Annotated in this window: 17 protein-coding genes; 3 read left to right on the top strand and 14 right to left on the bottom strand. The window is 61.0% G+C overall.

Annotated elements, in window-relative coordinates; genetic code table 11:
- Window positions 1–12: 12 nt before the first annotated feature.
- The 11 genes from tatD to udp all read right to left on the bottom strand — a co-directional run bounded on the left by tatD (window position 13) and on the right by udp (window position 9,596).
- A complete protein-coding gene (gene tatD, locus C3F38_RS03470) occupies window positions 13–795 on the bottom strand; it encodes a 3'-5' ssDNA/RNA exonuclease TatD (RefSeq protein WP_038874208.1) in 783 nt (260 codons plus the stop codon).
- Between the two features lie 53 nt (window positions 796–848).
- Entirely contained in the window at window positions 849–1,619 is a 771-nt protein-coding gene (gene tatC / locus C3F38_RS03465; protein WP_047729370.1) for a Sec-independent protein translocase subunit TatC, read from the bottom strand.
- Window positions 1,620–1,622: 3 nt separating this feature from the next.
- Window positions 1,623–2,192, bottom strand: coding sequence for a Sec-independent protein translocase protein TatB (tatB, locus tag C3F38_RS03460; RefSeq protein WP_038874181.1), 570 nt, complete (start codon window positions 2,190–2,192; stop codon window positions 1,623–1,625).
- Window positions 2,193–2,195: 3 nt separating this feature from the next.
- Window positions 2,196–2,459 carry a Sec-independent protein translocase subunit TatA gene (tatA, locus tag C3F38_RS03455; RefSeq protein WP_004934452.1) on the bottom strand — a complete coding sequence of 88 codons (264 nt, stop codon included), beginning with the start codon at window positions 2,457–2,459 and terminating at the stop codon, window positions 2,196–2,198.
- A gap of 80 nt (window positions 2,460–2,539) precedes the next feature.
- Complete coding sequence (ubiB, locus tag C3F38_RS03450; protein WP_038874180.1) at window positions 2,540–4,171, bottom strand: ubiquinone biosynthesis regulatory protein kinase UbiB; 1,632 nt, start codon at window positions 4,169–4,171, stop codon at window positions 2,540–2,542.
- On the bottom strand, window positions 4,168–4,776 hold the full coding sequence (locus C3F38_RS03445; protein WP_038874179.1) for an SCP2 domain-containing protein: 609 nt from the start codon (window positions 4,774–4,776) through the stop codon (window positions 4,168–4,170). The genes ubiB and C3F38_RS03445 overlap by 4 nt, the downstream gene beginning before the upstream one ends.
- A gap of 13 nt (window positions 4,777–4,789) precedes the next feature.
- Window positions 4,790–5,545 (bottom strand): bifunctional demethylmenaquinone methyltransferase/2-methoxy-6-polyprenyl-1,4-benzoquinol methylase UbiE, encoded by a 756-nt coding sequence (gene ubiE / locus C3F38_RS03440; protein ID WP_025304918.1) that lies wholly within the window; start codon window positions 5,543–5,545, stop codon window positions 4,790–4,792.
- A 78-nt stretch (window positions 5,546–5,623) separates the two neighbouring features.
- Window positions 5,624–7,171, bottom strand: a complete 1,548-nt coding sequence (gene rmuC, locus C3F38_RS03435; RefSeq protein ID WP_055317334.1) for a DNA recombination protein RmuC — start codon at window positions 7,169–7,171, stop codon at window positions 5,624–5,626.
- Between the two features lie 140 nt (window positions 7,172–7,311).
- Complete coding sequence (locus C3F38_RS03430; RefSeq protein ID WP_004934438.1) at window positions 7,312–7,842, bottom strand: DedA family protein; 531 nt, start codon at window positions 7,840–7,842, stop codon at window positions 7,312–7,314.
- A 79-nt stretch (window positions 7,843–7,921) separates the two neighbouring features.
- The gene (locus tag C3F38_RS03425; protein ID WP_047729376.1) at window positions 7,922–8,704 is read right to left on the bottom strand and encodes a tyrosine-protein phosphatase; all 783 of its coding nucleotides are present in this window, start codon (window positions 8,702–8,704) and stop codon (window positions 7,922–7,924) included.
- 130 nt (window positions 8,705–8,834) lie between these two features.
- Window positions 8,835–9,596, bottom strand: coding sequence for a uridine phosphorylase (gene udp, locus C3F38_RS03420; protein ID WP_004934432.1), 762 nt, complete (start codon window positions 9,594–9,596; stop codon window positions 8,835–8,837).
- A 486-nt stretch (window positions 9,597–10,082) separates the two neighbouring features.
- On the opposite strand from udp, the gene C3F38_RS03415 reads away from it, so the two are divergent.
- Window positions 10,083–10,910, top strand: a complete 828-nt coding sequence (locus C3F38_RS03415; protein WP_038874174.1) for a dienelactone hydrolase family protein — start codon at window positions 10,083–10,085, stop codon at window positions 10,908–10,910.
- An 84-nt stretch (window positions 10,911–10,994) separates the two neighbouring features.
- Here C3F38_RS03415 and metE read toward each other — a convergent pair whose 3' ends face one another.
- Window positions 10,995–13,283 carry a 5-methyltetrahydropteroyltriglutamate--homocysteine S-methyltransferase gene (gene metE / locus C3F38_RS03410; protein WP_071845325.1) on the bottom strand — a complete coding sequence of 763 codons (2,289 nt, stop codon included), beginning with the start codon at window positions 13,281–13,283 and terminating at the stop codon, window positions 10,995–10,997.
- Window positions 13,284–13,373: 90 nt separating this feature from the next.
- Here metE and metR point away from each other — a divergent pair, with 90 nt between their 5' ends.
- Window positions 13,374–14,318, top strand: coding sequence for an HTH-type transcriptional regulator MetR (metR, locus tag C3F38_RS03405; protein ID WP_038874173.1), 945 nt, complete (start codon window positions 13,374–13,376; stop codon window positions 14,316–14,318).
- Between the two features lie 36 nt (window positions 14,319–14,354).
- On the opposite strand, the gene C3F38_RS03400 is transcribed toward metR, so the two are convergent.
- A complete protein-coding gene (locus tag C3F38_RS03400) occupies window positions 14,355–15,215 on the bottom strand; it encodes a carboxylate/amino acid/amine transporter (protein WP_048232416.1) in 861 nt (286 codons plus the stop codon).
- Window positions 15,216–15,366: 151 nt separating this feature from the next.
- Here C3F38_RS03400 and C3F38_RS03395 point away from each other — a divergent pair, with 151 nt between their 5' ends.
- Window positions 15,367–15,696 carry a hypothetical protein gene (locus tag C3F38_RS03395; RefSeq protein ID WP_055313831.1) on the top strand — a complete coding sequence of 110 codons (330 nt, stop codon included), beginning with the start codon at window positions 15,367–15,369 and terminating at the stop codon, window positions 15,694–15,696.
- On the opposite strand, the gene C3F38_RS03390 is transcribed toward C3F38_RS03395, so the two are convergent.
- Window positions 15,677–16,633: an AEC family transporter gene (locus tag C3F38_RS03390; RefSeq protein WP_048232414.1), complete on the bottom strand. Its 957-nt coding sequence runs from the start codon at window positions 16,631–16,633 to the stop codon at window positions 15,677–15,679. The two genes, C3F38_RS03395 and C3F38_RS03390, sit on opposite strands and share 20 nt — an antisense overlap.
- Window positions 16,634–16,662: the final 29 nt, after the last annotated feature.

The raw sequence follows: 16,662 nt of genomic DNA, 5'->3' as shown, positions 1-16,662 counted from the left end.
TTTTCTCCTAGCTCAAACCAGCCGGAATAGCCGGCGGGCGTTCTCATCGGTTTTTTGCCCCAGCCATTGCGGCTCTTCCTGTCGCCAGACGGCGACCTGATGCACGATATGGGGCAGGAAACAGGGTTCGTTGCGGCGAGATGCGGGTTTAGGTTGTAAATCCCGGGGCAACAGATAAGGGGCGTCCGTTTCCAGCAACAGACGCTCGGCCGGGATCTGCGGCAACAGGGCGCGCAATTCCAGGCCGCGCCGCTCGTCGCAGACCCAACCGGTAATCCCGATCGACAGGCCCAGCGACAGGCAGCTTGTTAATTCTTCGGCGGTGCCGGTGAAGCAGTGCACCACGGCCGCGGGCAGTTTATCCAACCACGGCGTCAGTAGCTCGGCAAAACGTGCGTGTGCGTCGCGGCAGTGGAGAAACACCGGCAGCGCCAACTCCGCCGCCAGCGCCAGCTGCGCGGTGAACGCCGCTTCCTGCTGTGCGGGCGTCGAGAAGTTGCGATTGAAATCCAGGCCGCATTCGCCGATCGCCGCCACTTCAGGGCACGCGGCCAACGCATAAATCTGCTCGGCGGTGTGTTCATCCCAACCGCTGGCATAGTGCGGATGCACGCCGGCGGTAGACCAACCGTAGCCCGCATGTTGCTGCGCCAGTTCGGCGGCCTCGCGGCTCTCCGCCAGATCGGTGCCGGTAATCAACATCCCCGTCACGCCCGCAACGCGGGCGCGTTCCACCACCGCCTGGCGGTCTTTGGCGAATTGGCTGCTGGTAAGATTAACGCCGATATCAAACATGGTTTTTTCCAAAGCAAAAGCCGCCCGATGGGCGGCTTCGCAATCAATGTGGATCAGGGTGTTGGAGGTTCGTCACCCTCGTCTTCTTCTTCCGCCTGCGGGCGACGTTTACCGGTATAGAAGCGAGCGAAGAACACCCCCACTTCAAACAGCAGATACATCGGTATTGCCAACAGGGTTTGCGAGAACACGTCCGGCGGCGTCAACAGCATGCCGACCACAAACGCGCCGACCAACACATACGGCCGTTTCTTCTTCAGATCTTCCGGCGAGGTGACGCCGCTCCAGCACAGCAAAATGATGGCGACCGGCACTTCGAAGGCAACGCCAAACGCCATAAACAGCGCCATGACGAAATCGAGGTAGTTTTTAATGTCGGTCGCAATGGTCACCCCCATCGGCGCGGTCTTGGCAAAGAAGCCGAAGGCCAGCGGGAACACGATGAAGTAGGCGAAAGCCATGCCGAGGTAGAACAGCAGGCTGCTGGACACCAGCAGCGGCATCATCAGGCGGCGTTCATGCTTGTACAGCGCCGGTGCGATGAATGCCCACACCTGATACAGAATCATCGGCGCGGAGACGAACACCGAGACGATCATGGTCAGCTTGATCGGCGTAAAGAACGGTGACGCCACGTCGGTAGCGATCATGCTCGCTCCGGCCGGCAGCTGCTTGAGCAGCGGCGCAGAGACCAGCTGGTAGATGTCGTTGGCGAAAAACACCAGCACCACGAACACCGCCAGCACGCAAATAATCGAGTTCAACAGCCGCTTGCGCAGCTCTATCAGATGACTGATAAGGGGTTGGGTATCTTCAACAGCCATGTATTAACGATCGCCACTAGGTTGGTGAGACGCTGGGGTTTTATCCGCAACAGGTTCGACAGGTGCCGGCGCGGTTTCCACCGGTGCTTTAGCCGGTTGCACCGCCACAGGCGCAGCCGGGGAAGCAGCCGCGACGGCCTCAGGCTCCGCTGCCGGTTTTGGCACGGCGGCGGGCGCGCTGGCGCTGGTTGCCGCTTCCGCCGGCGTCACGCCGTCGTGCAAGGCTTCCGGATCGGTGACCTGCGGGTTATGAATGGTGTTCGCCAGCTCTTCTTTCTCGCCCCGGTAAGTGCGTTTCAATGATTCCGCCGCGTCTTTCAGCTCATCCATTGACGCCTTCAGCTCCGGCGTCAGGTTCTGCAAACCGGCCTGTTCGGCTTTTTTCAGGCTGTCCTGCAGCTCCTGCAGCTTCAGCTCCTGAGACAGTTCGTGCTGCACCGAGGCCGCCAGCGAGCGCAGCGCGCGGATCCAGCCCGACACCGTTCTGACCGCGACCGGCAACCGTTCCGGCCCCAGAACAACCAGGCCGATCACCAGCACCAGCAGCAGCTCACTAAACCCAATGTCAAACACGGTTTATACCTGCTCTTTGTTCTTCGACTCTTCCGGTTTCACTTCCGGCTGCTTATCGGTAATAGGCTTGGCCGAGAAGTCAGCGTCATCCAGGCTGCTTTTCTCAGCCGTGTTGGGGGTCGACGGCGTGTCGTCGCCGATCGCCTTCTTGAAGCCCTTGATCGAGGCGCCGAGATCGGAGCCCAGCGTGCGCAGTTTTTTGGTACCGAACAGCAGCACCACGATCACTGCGATGATCAACAATTGCGTAATACTAATACCGCCCATTTTAATTACCTCTAATTTTAAAGGGTCTTTCAAAGCCAGCCCGCATTATAGAGCCGACTTTACCAGAGTGACGAATTAAATCAGGTGGTTCGCTTCCAGCCAATCACCCAGCATACGATGCCGGCGGCCATCATCCAGGCGGGAAACACCTCGATTTGCCCCAGCAGCAACAGCGTGCCGCTTACCAAGAGTGTAGCGCCAACGCCGAACAAATAACGTGACTGCCCCTGACGAACCCGCTGAGCCTGCATTTGGTTAGTCAGCTTATCAACGCTTTGTTGCAACAGTTTATGCTGCTGCAGGCTGTCGTAAAACAGCTCGGGCAGTTCCGGCAGCTTCTCCGCCCAGAACGGCGCTTTTTCTTTGAGCGCGCGCACCACGGCAGGGATGCCGACCTGATCGCGCAGCCAGCTCTCGAGGAACGGCTTGGCCGTGGTCCACAGATCCAGCTGCGGGTAGAGCTGGCGCCCCAGTCCTTCAACATACAGCAAGGTCTTCTGCAATAACACCAGCTGCGGCTGCACTTCCATATTGAAGCGGCGTGCGGTGTTGAACAGGTTCAGCAGCACGTTACCGAAGGAAATCTCCGCCAGCGGTTTCTCGAAAATCGGCTCGCAAACGGTGCGGATGGCGAATTCAAAGTCTTCCACGTTGGTGTCGCGCGGCACCCAACCGGAGTCGACGTGCAGTTCCGCCACCTTGCGGTAATCACGGTTGAAGAAGGCGATGAAATTTTCCGCCAGGTAGCGTTTATCATCCTTGTTCAGCGAGCCGACGATGCCGCAGTCGATGCCGATATAGCAAGGATCTTCCGGATGTTCGTAGCTGACGAAAATATTACCGGGATGCATGTCCGCATGGAAGAAGCTGTCGCGGAATACCTGGGTAAAGAACACCTGAACGCCGCGTTCCGCCAACAGTTTCATGTTGGTGCCCTGCTGCTCCAGCGTGGCGATATCCGAGACCGGAATGCCGTAGATGCGCTCCATCACCAATACGCTTTCACGGCAGTAGTCGGAATAGACTTCCGGTACGTACAGCATCGGGCTGCCGTCGAAATTGCGGCGCAGCTGAATGGCGTTGGCCGCTTCGCGCAGCAGGTTCAATTCGTCCAGCAGGGTTTTCTCGTACTCACGCACTACTTCGCGCGGGCGCAGACGGCGGCCGTCCGGCAACAGCTTCGGCACCCAGCCGGCCAAACGGTACATCAAGCGCACGTCGGCCTTGATGATCGGCCCGATATCCGGCCGGATCACCTTCAGCACTACTTCCTGGCCGGTGGTTTTCAGCCGCGCGGTATGCACCTGCGCGATCGAAGCAGAGGCCAGCGGCTGCTGATCGAAATCGTCGAACCAGGTTTCCAGCGGGCCGCCCATCGCCAGTTCGATATGTTTACGCGCCAGCGCGCCGTCGAAAGGCGCGACCCGGTCCTGCAACAAAGTCAGCTGATCGGCAATCTGCGGCGGAAACAGATCGCGGCGGGTCGACATCATCTGGCCGAACTTGATCCAGACCGGCCCCAGTTCCTGCAGCGCCAGCCGCAGGCGTTCACCCAGCGGCTTGTCCTTGTGCCGATTCGGCATCCAGAACAGCAGCCGGCGGCCGAAGCGCAGCGGCAGCGTCAAACGCATTTTAGGGATCAGTTCGTCCAGCCCATAGCTGAGAAAAACGCGGACGATAAAATACAAACGGCGCAGTTCGCCTGGGGTCATCGCTTGCCCTCCAACTTGTCCATGCGGGCAGACAGCGCTTCCGCGCTGCGGGCGAGTGCATCAACTTCCTCGTTGAACCACACCACTTCCAGCGGCCCCGGCGCCAGACGCCACTCTTCCGTCAACGCCTCCGCCATGTCCTGCTGCCGGCGCATAAAGCCGGCTTTCAGCAGCGAGGCGCCTTTTCCCAGCGCCTGCGTAATGCCCTGGGCGGCGATATCGCCGATATAGGGCGCCAGCCACTCCGCCGGATCCCACTCCGCCAGATCGAGCAGCCCAACCAGCTGTTGTACCACCTGAATATCGCCTTCCACCGTCAATTCGCCGCTGCGCATCAGCACCGGCAACTGCTGGCGATCGCGCAGCTTCAGTAAGGCGGGAATGCGGCTGCGCACGGTGCAATCGGCGCTGTCCTCAGACTGCCCCAGCACGTCCACGCGCAGTTCGCTGAACACCAGTACCAGCGGTGAAGCCAGCTCTTCCAGTTCGATACGCAACACCTTGCCCGCCAGGCGTTGGCGAGCGGCTTTCATGCTGCGATCGCGAAACAGCAGATTATTCAGCGAGGTTTCCAGCGCACCGGTCAGCAGAGGGGTAAACAGCATCGGCATCTCCCTCTCAGAACTTGAAGCCGCGATGCAGGGCGACAATCCCACCGGTCAGGTTGAAATAGGTGACGTTTTCAAAACCGGCGTTGCCCATCATACCCTTCAGGGTTTCCTGATCGGGGTGCATGCGGATCGATTCCGCTAGGTAGCGGTAGCTGTCCGGATCCTTCACCACCAGCTCGCCGATCTTCGGCAATACGTGGAACGAGTAGGCATCGTAAGCTTTGCTCAGCGGCGCCAGCAGCGGCTTGGAGAATTCCAGCACCAGCAGGCGGCCGCCCGGCTTCAACACGCGGAACATCGAGCGCAGCGCTTTGTCTTTGTCGGTGACGTTGCGCAGGCCAAAGGAGATGGTGATGCAATCGAAGTAATTGTCCGGGAACGGCAGCGCTTCGGCGTTGGCCTGCACGTAATTGATGTTGCCGACGATGCCACGATCGCGCAGCTTCTCGCGTCCCATCTTCAGCATCGAATCGTTGATGTCCGCCAACACCACCTGCCCCTGCTCGCCGACCATGCGGGAGAACTTGGCCGCCAGGTCGCCGGTACCGCCGGCCAGATCCAGCACGCGCTGCCCGCGGCGCACGCCGCTGCAGTCAATGGTGAAACGCTTCCAGATACGGTGGATGCCGAACGACATCAGGTCGTTCATCACGTCATACTTTGCCGCTACCGAATGAAAAACGTCCGCCACCATGGCCTGTTTTTCGTCTCTAGCGACGGTGCGAAAACCGAAATCGGTGGTTTCCTGCGGTTGATCTGCCATTGTCCTGCCTGCTATTCAGTCAATTTTGTGTGGATGAGTGTACCAGAAGCCTGGGGAATACCCCACCTCGCCACGGCCTCAGCCGTGCGAAACGAAGCCTGGTTCCCCGGCGGTATCGTCATCGTCTTTCGTCTGCGGCAGCGCGGCGACATCATCGTCGTTCGCCTCTTCCGCTTCATCGTGTTGCGCGCCGGCTTGCTGCGCCAGCAGCGGGTTGATCGGCCGTTTGACCTCAACCCCCAACGCGCGAAAACCTTCAATTTGGCCAATAAGGTTACCACGGCCTTCGCTCAGTTTGTTCATCGCCTGACGATAACTGCCCTGCGCCTTGTCCAGGCTCTGCCCCAGCGCGGACATATCGTCCACGAACAGCCGCATCTTGTCATACAGTTTCGCCGCGCGATCGGCGATGCGCTGGGCATTTTGGCTCTGATGCTCATAACGCCACAGGTTGGTGATGGTACGCAGTGCCACCAGCAACGTGGTCGGGCTGACCAGCATGATGTTGTGCTTAAGCGCTTCGCTGATCAGCTCCGGCTCGCGATCGATAGCCAGCAGGAAGGCAGGCTCGACCGGAATGAACATCAGCACATAGTCCAGCGAGCGCAGCCCCGGCAGCTGCTGATAGTCCTTGCGGCCCAGCATGCGGATGTGGCCGCGCAGCGAGGCGATATGTTCGCTCAGCGCCGCCTCGCGCTCCGCCTCATCCTCGCCGTTGAAATAGCGCTCGTAGGCGATCAGCGACATCTTGGCGTCGATCACCACATCCTTGCCCTGCGGCAGGCGCACGATCACATCGGGCTGCATGCGGCTCTGGTGATCCACCCGCACGTTGACCTGCGTTTCATACTCGTGCCCTTCGCGCAGGCCGGAGGCCTCCAGCACCCGGCTCAGCACCACTTCGCCCCAGTTGCCCTGCGTTTTGTTGTCGCCTTTAAGCGCCTTGGTGAGGTTAATGGCTTCGCGCGCCATCTGTGCGTTCAACTGCTGCAGATTACGTATCTCGTGCGTCAGCGTGTGACGTTCCCGCGCCTCCTGACCAAAGCTGTCCTGCACCTGACGGCGGAAACCGTCCAGCTGTTCACGCAGCGGCAGCAGCAACCGATCCAAGCTTTGCTTATTTTGCTCGTCCACCTTACGGCCGCTGTGTTCAAAAATGCGGTTGGCGAGGTTTTCAAACTGGGTGGTGAGGCGTTGTTCGCTGTTGATAAGCAGGCGCTGCTTCTCCTCCGCCGCCATGCGCGTCTCTTCCAAACGGATGGTGACTTCGCGCAGCTCGGCCTCCTGCGCGCTGTTAACCTCGCGCTGGGCACGCAGCTCCTGGTTAAGCAGTTCGCATTCGTTGCGCCAATGGTTGAGCTGTTGAAGCTTTTCATGCCCGGCCGCCAGCTGGCTGTGCAGGTTACGCAGCTCCAGCTCGCTCTGCCGCAGCTGCTGCTCGTGGCGCTGCAGAGCCTCCTGCCGCGCCACCGTTTCCTGCTGCGCCTGCTGCAACGCTTGCTCCAGCAACCGCAGCTCGGTTTCATGCTGCGCATTCGTCTGTTGCACCCGCAGACTGGCGATCAACCACCCCAACAGCATGCCGATCGTTACGCCGCCAATCCCATAAATCAGACTGGTATCCACCCTGCCTCCTGTTGCACCTTGCCGTTCCGACGTTTCGCACGCCCATTGCCCGTCACGTTAAGGGGAGCCTGTATGGATGTCCAGCCTGATTTTGCCCGCCGCGCACAATATTGCGCGGCGCTGCGCAATTTAGCGAGAAATCAGCCCAGCCACTGGCTGAGCCACTTGATGCCGAATGCCCCCGGCGCCAGAATGCCGAACGCCCAGATCATCGCCGACGTGACGTTGGCTAACTGGAAATAACGCTGCGGCATGCCGCAAATGCCGCCCACCAGCGGCACCACGGCGCGCAGCGGGCCGAAAAAGCGGCCGATGAAGATGCCCAGCACGCCCCAGCGTTCAAAGAACGCGTGGCCGCGCGCCAGCAGCTGCGGATTGCGCGACAGCGGCCACATATGCGCCACCCGGTCCTGATAGTGATAGCCGATCCAGTAAGAGAGCCAGTCGCCGAAAAACGCCCCGGCGGCGGCAGCGGCCCAAATCGGCCAAAAGGCGATGCCGCTTTCGCCGATCAGCGCGCCCAGCGCCAGCAGGATCACCGTGGCCGGCAGCAGCAGCGACAAAAACGCCAGCGACTCGCCGAACGCCAGGAAAAAGATGATGGGAATGGCCCAGCCTTCGTGCTGACGCACGACGTCGCTGACCCAGTTGATAACGTCATTGAGGCTCAATGCGGGGCTCCTGATACGCGATAATTCGCCGCCTAGGATAGGCCGGGGCGAGTTAAACCCCGGCTAAACGCGCGGCGATTTACTCGAGGTAGAACGCCTGCAGCGCTTCGCGCTGGGCTGCGCCCAGGCCGTATTCCGCTTCCAACCAGCGGTCGGTGGAACCGTATTGCTGACGGATGCAGCCCAACGCCGTTATCAGGAACTCCTCGCGCGCGCTGAGCACGTAAGCGAATTGCTCCAGCGCCGCCGCATTCAGCTTGATAGACAGCTGATCCAACATCTGCTCGCGGAAAGTGGCCAGCGTGGTTTCGGTCAGCAGATAGTCTTCCAGCACCGTAGCTTCGTCGGCCCCCAGCGCGAACAGCACCAGTGCCGAACCGACCCCGGTGCGATCCTTGCCGACCGCGCAGTGCTGCACGATGGCGCCGCCGCCAGGATTGCTCAACAGCTGCGCCAGCCGCTGATAGGCCGCATTACCGAACGGCAGGCGGCGATACAGCTCCAGCATGAACGCCCGGGCGTCGAAGGCGGCCAGCGTCTCGTTGGTGAGCTTCTCCAGGTTGGCGTTGACTTCGCTGCTCAGCGGGTTAGCCGGCACGTGGTGATAGTCGGCGCCACTCCACAGAATATCCGGCTTGGCCTGCACCTCGTCGGCATCGCGGTAGTCCAGCACCGAGCGCACCGGCACGCCGGCGAGAAAGGTGCAGTCGTTTTCCGTCAGCCGCTCGAGGGAACCGGAGCGGAACAGCAGGCCGCGCTTGATGCGGCGCCCGTCGGCCACGCCGTTGCCGCCGAAGTCGCGGAAATTGATGCCGCCGTCGAGCGGCGCGAGCGAAGGATGAAGCAGGATCTGGGCGGTCATAAACGTCCTCGTTGTTTTTGTTATGACAACGCGCGGCGGCCATCGGCGCAGCGCTGAGGAGTATCACCGTAACAGATTCGCCGCGAATGGAAAAACGGGCCGCGTCGGCGGCCCGCTGGGGGAAAGGCGATTACAGCAGGCGGCGAGCGGCGTCCACCACGATCTGCACCGCTTTGCTTTCGGTGTTTTTCATGGTCTCGGCGTTCGGGATCTCTTGCTGGGTGCGGTTGACGATCACCCCGGCCACCATGCCGGCACGCAGGCCCTGGCTGGCGCACATGGTCAGCAGCGTGGCGGATTCCATTTCATAGTTCATCACGCCCATCGCCTGCCACTCTTCCATCGAGCCTTTGAAACGGCTGACCACGCGGCCGGAGTAAGTGTCGTAACGCTCCTGGCCCGGATAGAAGGTATCGGAGGAGGCGGTCACGCCGATGTGCGTGGTGGCACCGCTGGCCTTGGCCGCTTCCACCAGCGCGGTGGTGCAGGCGAAGTCCGCGACCGCCGGGAACTCCATCGGCGCAAAGTGCAGGCTGGCGCCGTCAAGGCGTACCGCCGCCGTGGTGACCAGCACATCGCCGACGTTGATGTTCGCCTGAATGGCGCCGGTGGTGCCGATGCGCAGGAAGGTGCGAATGCCCAGCTGCGCCAGCTCTTCCACCGCGATAGAAGTAGACGGGCCGCCGATACCGGTAGAGCACACGATCACCGCCTTGCCGTCCAGCTCTGCGCGCCAGGTAGTGAATTCACGATGGGAGGCCAGATGCACCGGATTTTCCATCAGCTTGGCAATCTTCTCTACGCGCTGCGGATCGCCCGGCACGATGGCAAGCTGGGCCCCTTGTAAATCGTTCTTGGTGAGGCCGAGATGAAAAACGTCAGACTGAGACATACGAGACTCCTCATGGATCATGTTTATTGGGAGGAACAAAAACGCACTCTACTGAAAATCGCCGCTTAATTTCGTGACGATAGTCACTATGAAAAGAGAAACAAATTACATGCTACATATTTTTTGTGATTTTTATCACAAAAAATATTGTGACGCCCCCAGAACGCACCGCTAAACCTCAGTCTAGCCGACAAACCTTGCTGTTCCCTGCCCGTTGGTTGCCGGCTGAAACTATTTAGCTGTTCAATTCAAAATAACCTCATCTTATCGGTTGCTTAGGAGTAAAAAAGCCCTCTAACGCACCTTATGGCACTTACGCAGGGCAAAACGCGTAATAACATGATAAAAAGCGCTTAAAAATGCCGCAAAGCCAGATAATTAGCCGTTTTTTATCAACTTGTCCGAAAGTGCGCCACGCAGCGCCAATAATGGGTAATCTTTCCTATAGTTAATCTCAGCGCTTTTTTCTATTGCACGGAGACCGCAATGAAAACCGAACATGTGATGACATTAGAACAGGCTCAGGGGGGATTCGCCCCGGCCGCCGCGCCGTTGGCCGCCTCCGCGATTATCACCGACGAACAGGGCATTCACGCCGGGCAAACGACCATTCCTTCTCAGGGTGACGCGCTGCCGGCCTACGTCGCCAAACCCGCCGACCAGAGCGGCCCCTTCCCCATCGTCCTAGTGGTGCAGGAAATCTTCGGCGTCCATGAACATATTCAGGATCTGTGCCGCCGCCTGGCCAAGCAGGGCTATCTGGCGATCGCGCCCGAACTCTATTTCCGCCAGGGCGACGCCAACGACTACACCGATATCGGCGAGCTGTTCCAGCAGTTGGTCACCAAGGTGCCGGATCGTCAGGTGCTGTCGGATCTGGATCACGCCGCGCACTGGGCTATCCGCCACGGCGGCGACGCCGGCAAGCTGGCGATCACCGGTTTTTGCTGGGGTGGCCGCATCACCTGGCTGTACGCGGCGCATAACCCGCAGTTGAAGGCGGCGGTCGCCTGGTATGGCAAACTGGTCGGCGAGAAAACGCTGAATTCACCGAAGCAGCCGGTCGACGTCGCCACCCACCTGTCGGCGCCGGTGTTGGGGCTGTATGGCGGGCAGGACAGCGGCATCCCGCTGGAGACGGTGGAAACCATGCGCCAGGCGATCCGCGCCGCCAACGCCGAGGCCGAAATCGTGGTGTATCCCGAGGTCGGGCATGCGTTCAACGCCGATTATCGTCCCAGCTACAACGCCGAAGCGGCGCAAGACGGCTGGCAGCGCATGCTGGCGTGGTTCGCCCAGCACGGCGTCAAATAATTTCCCTCGCATAAAAAAGGGCGCCGAAGCGCCCAATCATCACACCAGTAAATCTATAAGCGGCGGTTTATCCGCCGCACGGCATCACGCGTGCTCGCGCAGGCGCTGTGCCGCCAATACCATGTTGGCCAGCGACTGCCGGGTTTCCGGCCAGCCGCGGGTTTTCAGGCCGCAATCCGGGTTAACCCACAGGCGTTCCGCCGGGATGTTCTGCGCCGCTTTACGCAGCAGCGCTTCAATCCATTCCACGCTCGGCACGTTCGGCGAGTGAATATCGTAGACGCCCGGCCCGATTTCGTTCGGGTATTCGAACGCTTTGAAGGCTTCCAGCAGATCCATATCGGAACGCGAGGTCTCGATGGTGATCACGTCGGCGTCCAGCGCGGCGATGGAGTCCATGATGTCGTTGAATTCGCAATAACACATGTGGGTGTGGATCTGGGTGTCGTCCCGCGCCACGGCGGCGTTCAGTTTGAAGGCGTCCACCGCCCAGTTCAGGTACGCGGCCCAGTCGGATTGGCGCAGCGGCAGCCCCTCGCGCAGGGCGGGTTCGTCGATCTGGATGATGCCGATACCGGCTTTTTCCAGATCTTCCACCTCGTCGCGCAGCGCCAGCGCAATCTGCTTGGCAATCACTTCGCGGGTCACGTCTTCACGCGGGAACGACCAGCACAGGATGGTCACCGGCCCGGTCAACATGCCTTTCACCGGCTTGTCGGTCAGCGACTGGGCGAATTTGGCCCATTCGACGGTGATGGCTTCCGGGCGGCTGACGTCGCCGATGATGACCGGCGGCTTCACGCAGCGGGAGCCGTAGCTCTGCACCCAGCCGTTTTGGGTAAACACGAAGCCGTCCAGGTTCTCGCCGAAATACTCCACCATGTCGTTGCGCTCGGCTTCACCGTGCACCAGCACGTCCAGCCCGAGGCGCTCCTGCTCGACGATCGCCTGTTTGATGTGCTCACCGATGCTGGTGCGGTAGTTGTTGCCGTCCAAACGGCCCTGTTTGAAGTCCAGACGCAGGCCGCGGATCTCGGTGGTCTGCGGGAACGAACCGATGGTGGTGGTCGGCCAGGCCGGCAGGTTGAAACGTTCGCGCTGCGCCCTGGCGCGTTCGGCGTAAGCGCTGTGGCGTTCGCTGTCCTGCGCGGTGATCGCGGCCAGCCGGCGCTCAACCTGTGGGTTATGTACGCGGCTCGACTGACGGCGGGCGCGGATCGGTGCGCTGTAGGCATCCAGTTCAGCCTGCTTGGCCGCGTCAGGCGCGTTCAGCGCCGAGCTCAACAGCGCCAGCTCGGCGCATTTTTGCAGCGCGAAGGCGAACCAGCTTTTCACTTCTTCGTCCAGACGGCTTTCCACGCTCAGGTCGATCGGGCTGTGCAGCAGTGAACAGGAGCTGCCGATCCACAGTGGGCGGGTGCCCACCAGCGGCTGAAGACGTTCGAACCAGCGGCTCAGATCGGCGCGCCAGACGTTGCGGCCGTTGATGACCCCCAGCGACAGCAGCCAGTCGTTCGGCAATGCGGCGCTCAGCGCGGCAATATCGTCATGGCCGGCGACCAGATCGACGTGCAGCCCCTGCACCGGCAGCGTGCGGACGGTATCGAGGTTGTGGCCGACGCTGTCGAAATACGTGGTCAGCAGCAGCTTCACCTGCCCCTGCAGCGCGTCGTAAGCCGGTTTGAACGCATCCAGCCAGGCTTGCGGCAGCTCCAGCACCAGCGCAGGCTCGTCAATTTGCACCCACTCGACGCCACGTTTCGCCAGCTCGGCCAGCACCTGTTGGTAAACCGGCAGAATCTCTTTCAGCAGCGACAGACGGTCGAACGGCTCGCCCTTCACCTTACCCAACCACAGATAGGTCACCGGGCCCAGCAGCACCGGCTTGATGCGATGGCCGAGCGCCAGCGCTTCGTCCACTTCGTCCAGCAGCTGAGTCCAGCCCAGCTTGAACTGCTGGCCTTGCTGGAATTCGGGCACCATGTAGTGATAGTTGGTGTTGAACCATTTGGTCATTTCCGCCGCGGCCGCCGGCTCGCCGGTCGGTGCGCGGCCACGGCCGATGCGAAACAGCGTGTCCAGATCGATCGAACCATCCGCATTCTGATGGCGCGCCGGCACGTTGCCCAGCAGCAGGCTGGTGGTCAACACATGATCGTACCAGGCGAAATCGCCGACCGGCACCAAATCCACCCCGGCCTGCCGTTGCTGCTGCCAATGACGAGCACGCAGCTCGCGGCCAACCGCCAACAGCTCTTCCTGCGTTGAGTTGCCGGCCCAGTAGCTTTCCTGCGCTTTCTTCAGCTCACGTCGAAGCCCAACGCGAGGAAAACCCAGTGTGTGATTCAAAATTGCCATCGTCATATTCCCCATTTAGACGTCCAGATGTTTACACATCCATAATCAGCAGGTACTGTATTAACCACAAGCGCAATTTATTCACTGTCAATGTGAAGGACTCTCATGATCGAACTGAAACATTTACGGACGCTGCAGGCCCTGCGCAACAGCGGCTCGCTGGCGGGGGCGGCGGCCCAACTTCATCAGACGCAGTCTGCCCTGTCGCACCAGTTCAGCGATCTTGAACAACGTCTGGGCTTCAAGCTGTTCGTGCGCAAGAGCCAGCCCCTGCGCTTCACCGCCCAGGGCGAGATCCTGCTGCAGCTGGCGGAGCAGGTGCTGCCGCAGATCCAGCAGGCGCTGCAGGCCTGCCACGAGCCGCATCAGACCACGCTGCGCATCGCCATCGAATGCCACAGCTGCATTCAGTGGCTGACGCCGGCGCTGGACAACTTCCGCCGGCGTTTCCCGCAGGTGGTGATGGACTTCACTTCCGGCGTGACTTTCGATCCGCAACCGGCCTTGCAACAGGGCGAACTGGATCTGGTGATGACGTCGGATATTCTGCCGCGCAGCGGCCTGCACTATTCGCCGATGTTCGATTTCGAGGTGCGCCTGGTGCTGGCGCCGGATCATCCGCTGGCCGGCAGGCCGCACATCGAGCCGGAAGACTTGAGTGACGAAACGCTGTTGATTTACCCGGTGCAGCGCCAACGGCTGGATATCTGGCGGCATTTTCTGCAGCCGGCGGGCGTCAGCCCGGCGTTGAAGAACGTCGATAACACGCTGCTGCTGATCCAGATGGTATCGGCGCGGATGGGGATTGCGGCGCTGCCGCACTGGGTGGTGGAGAGTTTCGAACAGCAGGGTCTGGTGGTGACCAAAACCCTGGGTGACGGCCTGTGGAGCCGCCTGTACGCTGCCGTGCGCGACGGTGAACAGCGCCAGGCGGTGACCGAAGCCTTTATCCGCTCGGCCCGCCAGCACGCCTGCGATCATCTGCCGTTTGTGCGCGACGCCGCACGCCCCGGCGCGACCGGCGCCAAAGCGTTGGCGGCCGGCGTATAAACTTTCGGGCCCCCCGGGCCGGGGTGGCCCGCCCGCTTAGCCAAGCTGTTTCGGCGCCACCCAGCGGCGATGCACCCACAGCGAAGCGACGATCACCGCCCCGCCGATGATAAAGCTCGGCCAATGCGGCTGCTGTTGCCAGATGGCCAGGTTGACCAACAAACCGGCCGGCACATGCATATTGTTCATGATGCCGAGCGTGCCGGCATCCACCTGCGTCGCGCCGTAGTTCCACATGAAGTAGCCCAGCCCCGACGCCACCACGCCCAGCCAGATCAGCACGCCCCACTGCAGATTGGTGGTCGGCAGCTGCTGCGGATTGCCCCACAGGAACCAGGCCACCACCGCCACTGCCGCAGCCCCCAGGTAGAACCAGGAAAAAGCGGTGTGCTGCGGCAAGGGGTGCACTTCCATCAAGCGCTTATAGCCGACCATGCCGATGGCGAAGCTGATATTCGCCGCCTGCACCAACAGCAGCCCCCACCAGAAATGCTCACTCAGCTGGTGATAGCGGATAATCGCCGCGCCCAGCACCGCCAGCAACGCGCTGAAGACATAGCCCCAACGCAGACGCCGGCCGCTCAGCAAGTCGTAGATCAGCGTGATGTACAGCGGCGTCAGCACGGTGAACAGCAGGAATTCCGGCACCGTCAGGTACAGATAGGCGCGGAAGCTGAACAGGTACATGATGCCCAGCTGGAAGGCGCCCACCAGCATATACAGCAGGATCACCTTGAGTTTGATGTTGCGCCAACGCAGAAACGGCAAAAACACCAGCGCCGCCAGCCCGATGCGCACCAGCGCCGAGAATCCGCTGTCGACGTGGCCCGCCAGGTACTCGCCAATCAGGCTGAAAGAAAATGCCCACAGAATGGTGGTTATAACCAAAAGCAGCACGATGGGTTCACCCTAAAAAGACCGAAAGGGCGATTGTAACGGAAGATGCGCACCGCGTTGGTGAAAAGGCGGTTTACATCAGAACAAAATATAAACTACCGGCAAAATTTCACCGCTGGGTTAGGCTTAATAAAAAGGCGAGGTAACCATCATGAAAACTTCTCACATCCTGTTCGCCCTGCTGTGGCTGCCCGGCCTGGCTGCGGCGGCCAACGGCGTAACCGATCTGCGTTCACAGCAGCAGGTTCTCAACCAAAGCAGCCAGCAGGCCCAGCAACAGCGCCAGTTGAACAATCAACAAATGGACCAACGCCGCCAGCAGCAACAGCGGCAGTTCGACAATCAGCGGCAACAGCTGATGCAAACCACGCCGAACGGCGGGCAACTGCTGCCTAACGGCAATCAGCCGCGCGATCCGTTCAATCGCACCGCACCGGCGGTACCGCAGGCACCGATGCCGGCTACGCCCGTACGCCCATAACGGTGAGGATCAGCGGCGTGGTGATCGCCGCCAGCACGGTGGACATCACCAGGCTGGTGGCGGCCGGGCCGGTGAGCGTATTGAACTGGCGCGACATCAGGTAGACGTTCACCCCCACCGCCATCGATCCCAGCAGCACCACAACGCGGGTTTCCATCGGCGGCAGATCCATCATCCAGGCCAGCAGCCAAATCACTAGCGGCTGCACCAGCAACTTCAGCACGCAGATGGCGCTGCTCAGCTGCCAGCCTTCGCTGATGCGGTACTCGGCAAGCCCCATCCCCAGCACCACCAGCGACAGCGGCGCCGCCACCTGGCCGAGCATGCTGACCGGCCGATCGACGAAGGTCGGCAGCGGCAGGCCGGTCAGGCTGAACAGAGTGCCGGACAGAATGCCGACGATCAGCGGATTGGTCAGCACGCTACGCGCGGTTTTAGCGAAGCCGCTCAGCGTCGGCGAACCGTTGCGCGCCCATTCGATCGACACCGTCACCAGCGTCCACAGGATCAGGCCGTTGAACACCAGCACCAGCGCCACCGACGGGATCGCCGCCTCCCCCAGCATCACGCCGGCGATCGGCAAGCCGAGCATCACGTTATTGGAGAAAATACCGCCCAGCGCAAACACCGATCCGGCGACGCCATCCAGCCGGAAGAGATGCCGGGCGACGAGGCGGCCAAGCACGAACACGATCAGGCAACTGCCGAAGAACGCGATCAGCAGCCGGGCGTCGACCGCCGGGCGCTGCGAGAAGTCGCACATCATGCGAAACAGCATGGCGGGCAAGGCGAGGGAAAACACGAAACGCGTCAGGCCATCGGTGATGCTGGCAGGCCATTTCCCCCAGCGAATCAACCCATAACCCAACGCAATCAGGACGAACAGCGGTAAAGACAGCACGATCTGGTGCCAGAGTGACAGGATAAAGCCAGGCATCGCATTCCTTCCGGTGGTGCGGCGGCAAG

Origin of the sequence: Serratia sp. SSNIH1 (genome assembly GCF_002935055.1) — a bacterium.
GTDB lineage: Bacteria > Pseudomonadota > Gammaproteobacteria > Enterobacterales > Enterobacteriaceae > Serratia > Serratia nevei.
This window is presented reverse-complemented; position numbering and strand designations above follow the sequence as displayed.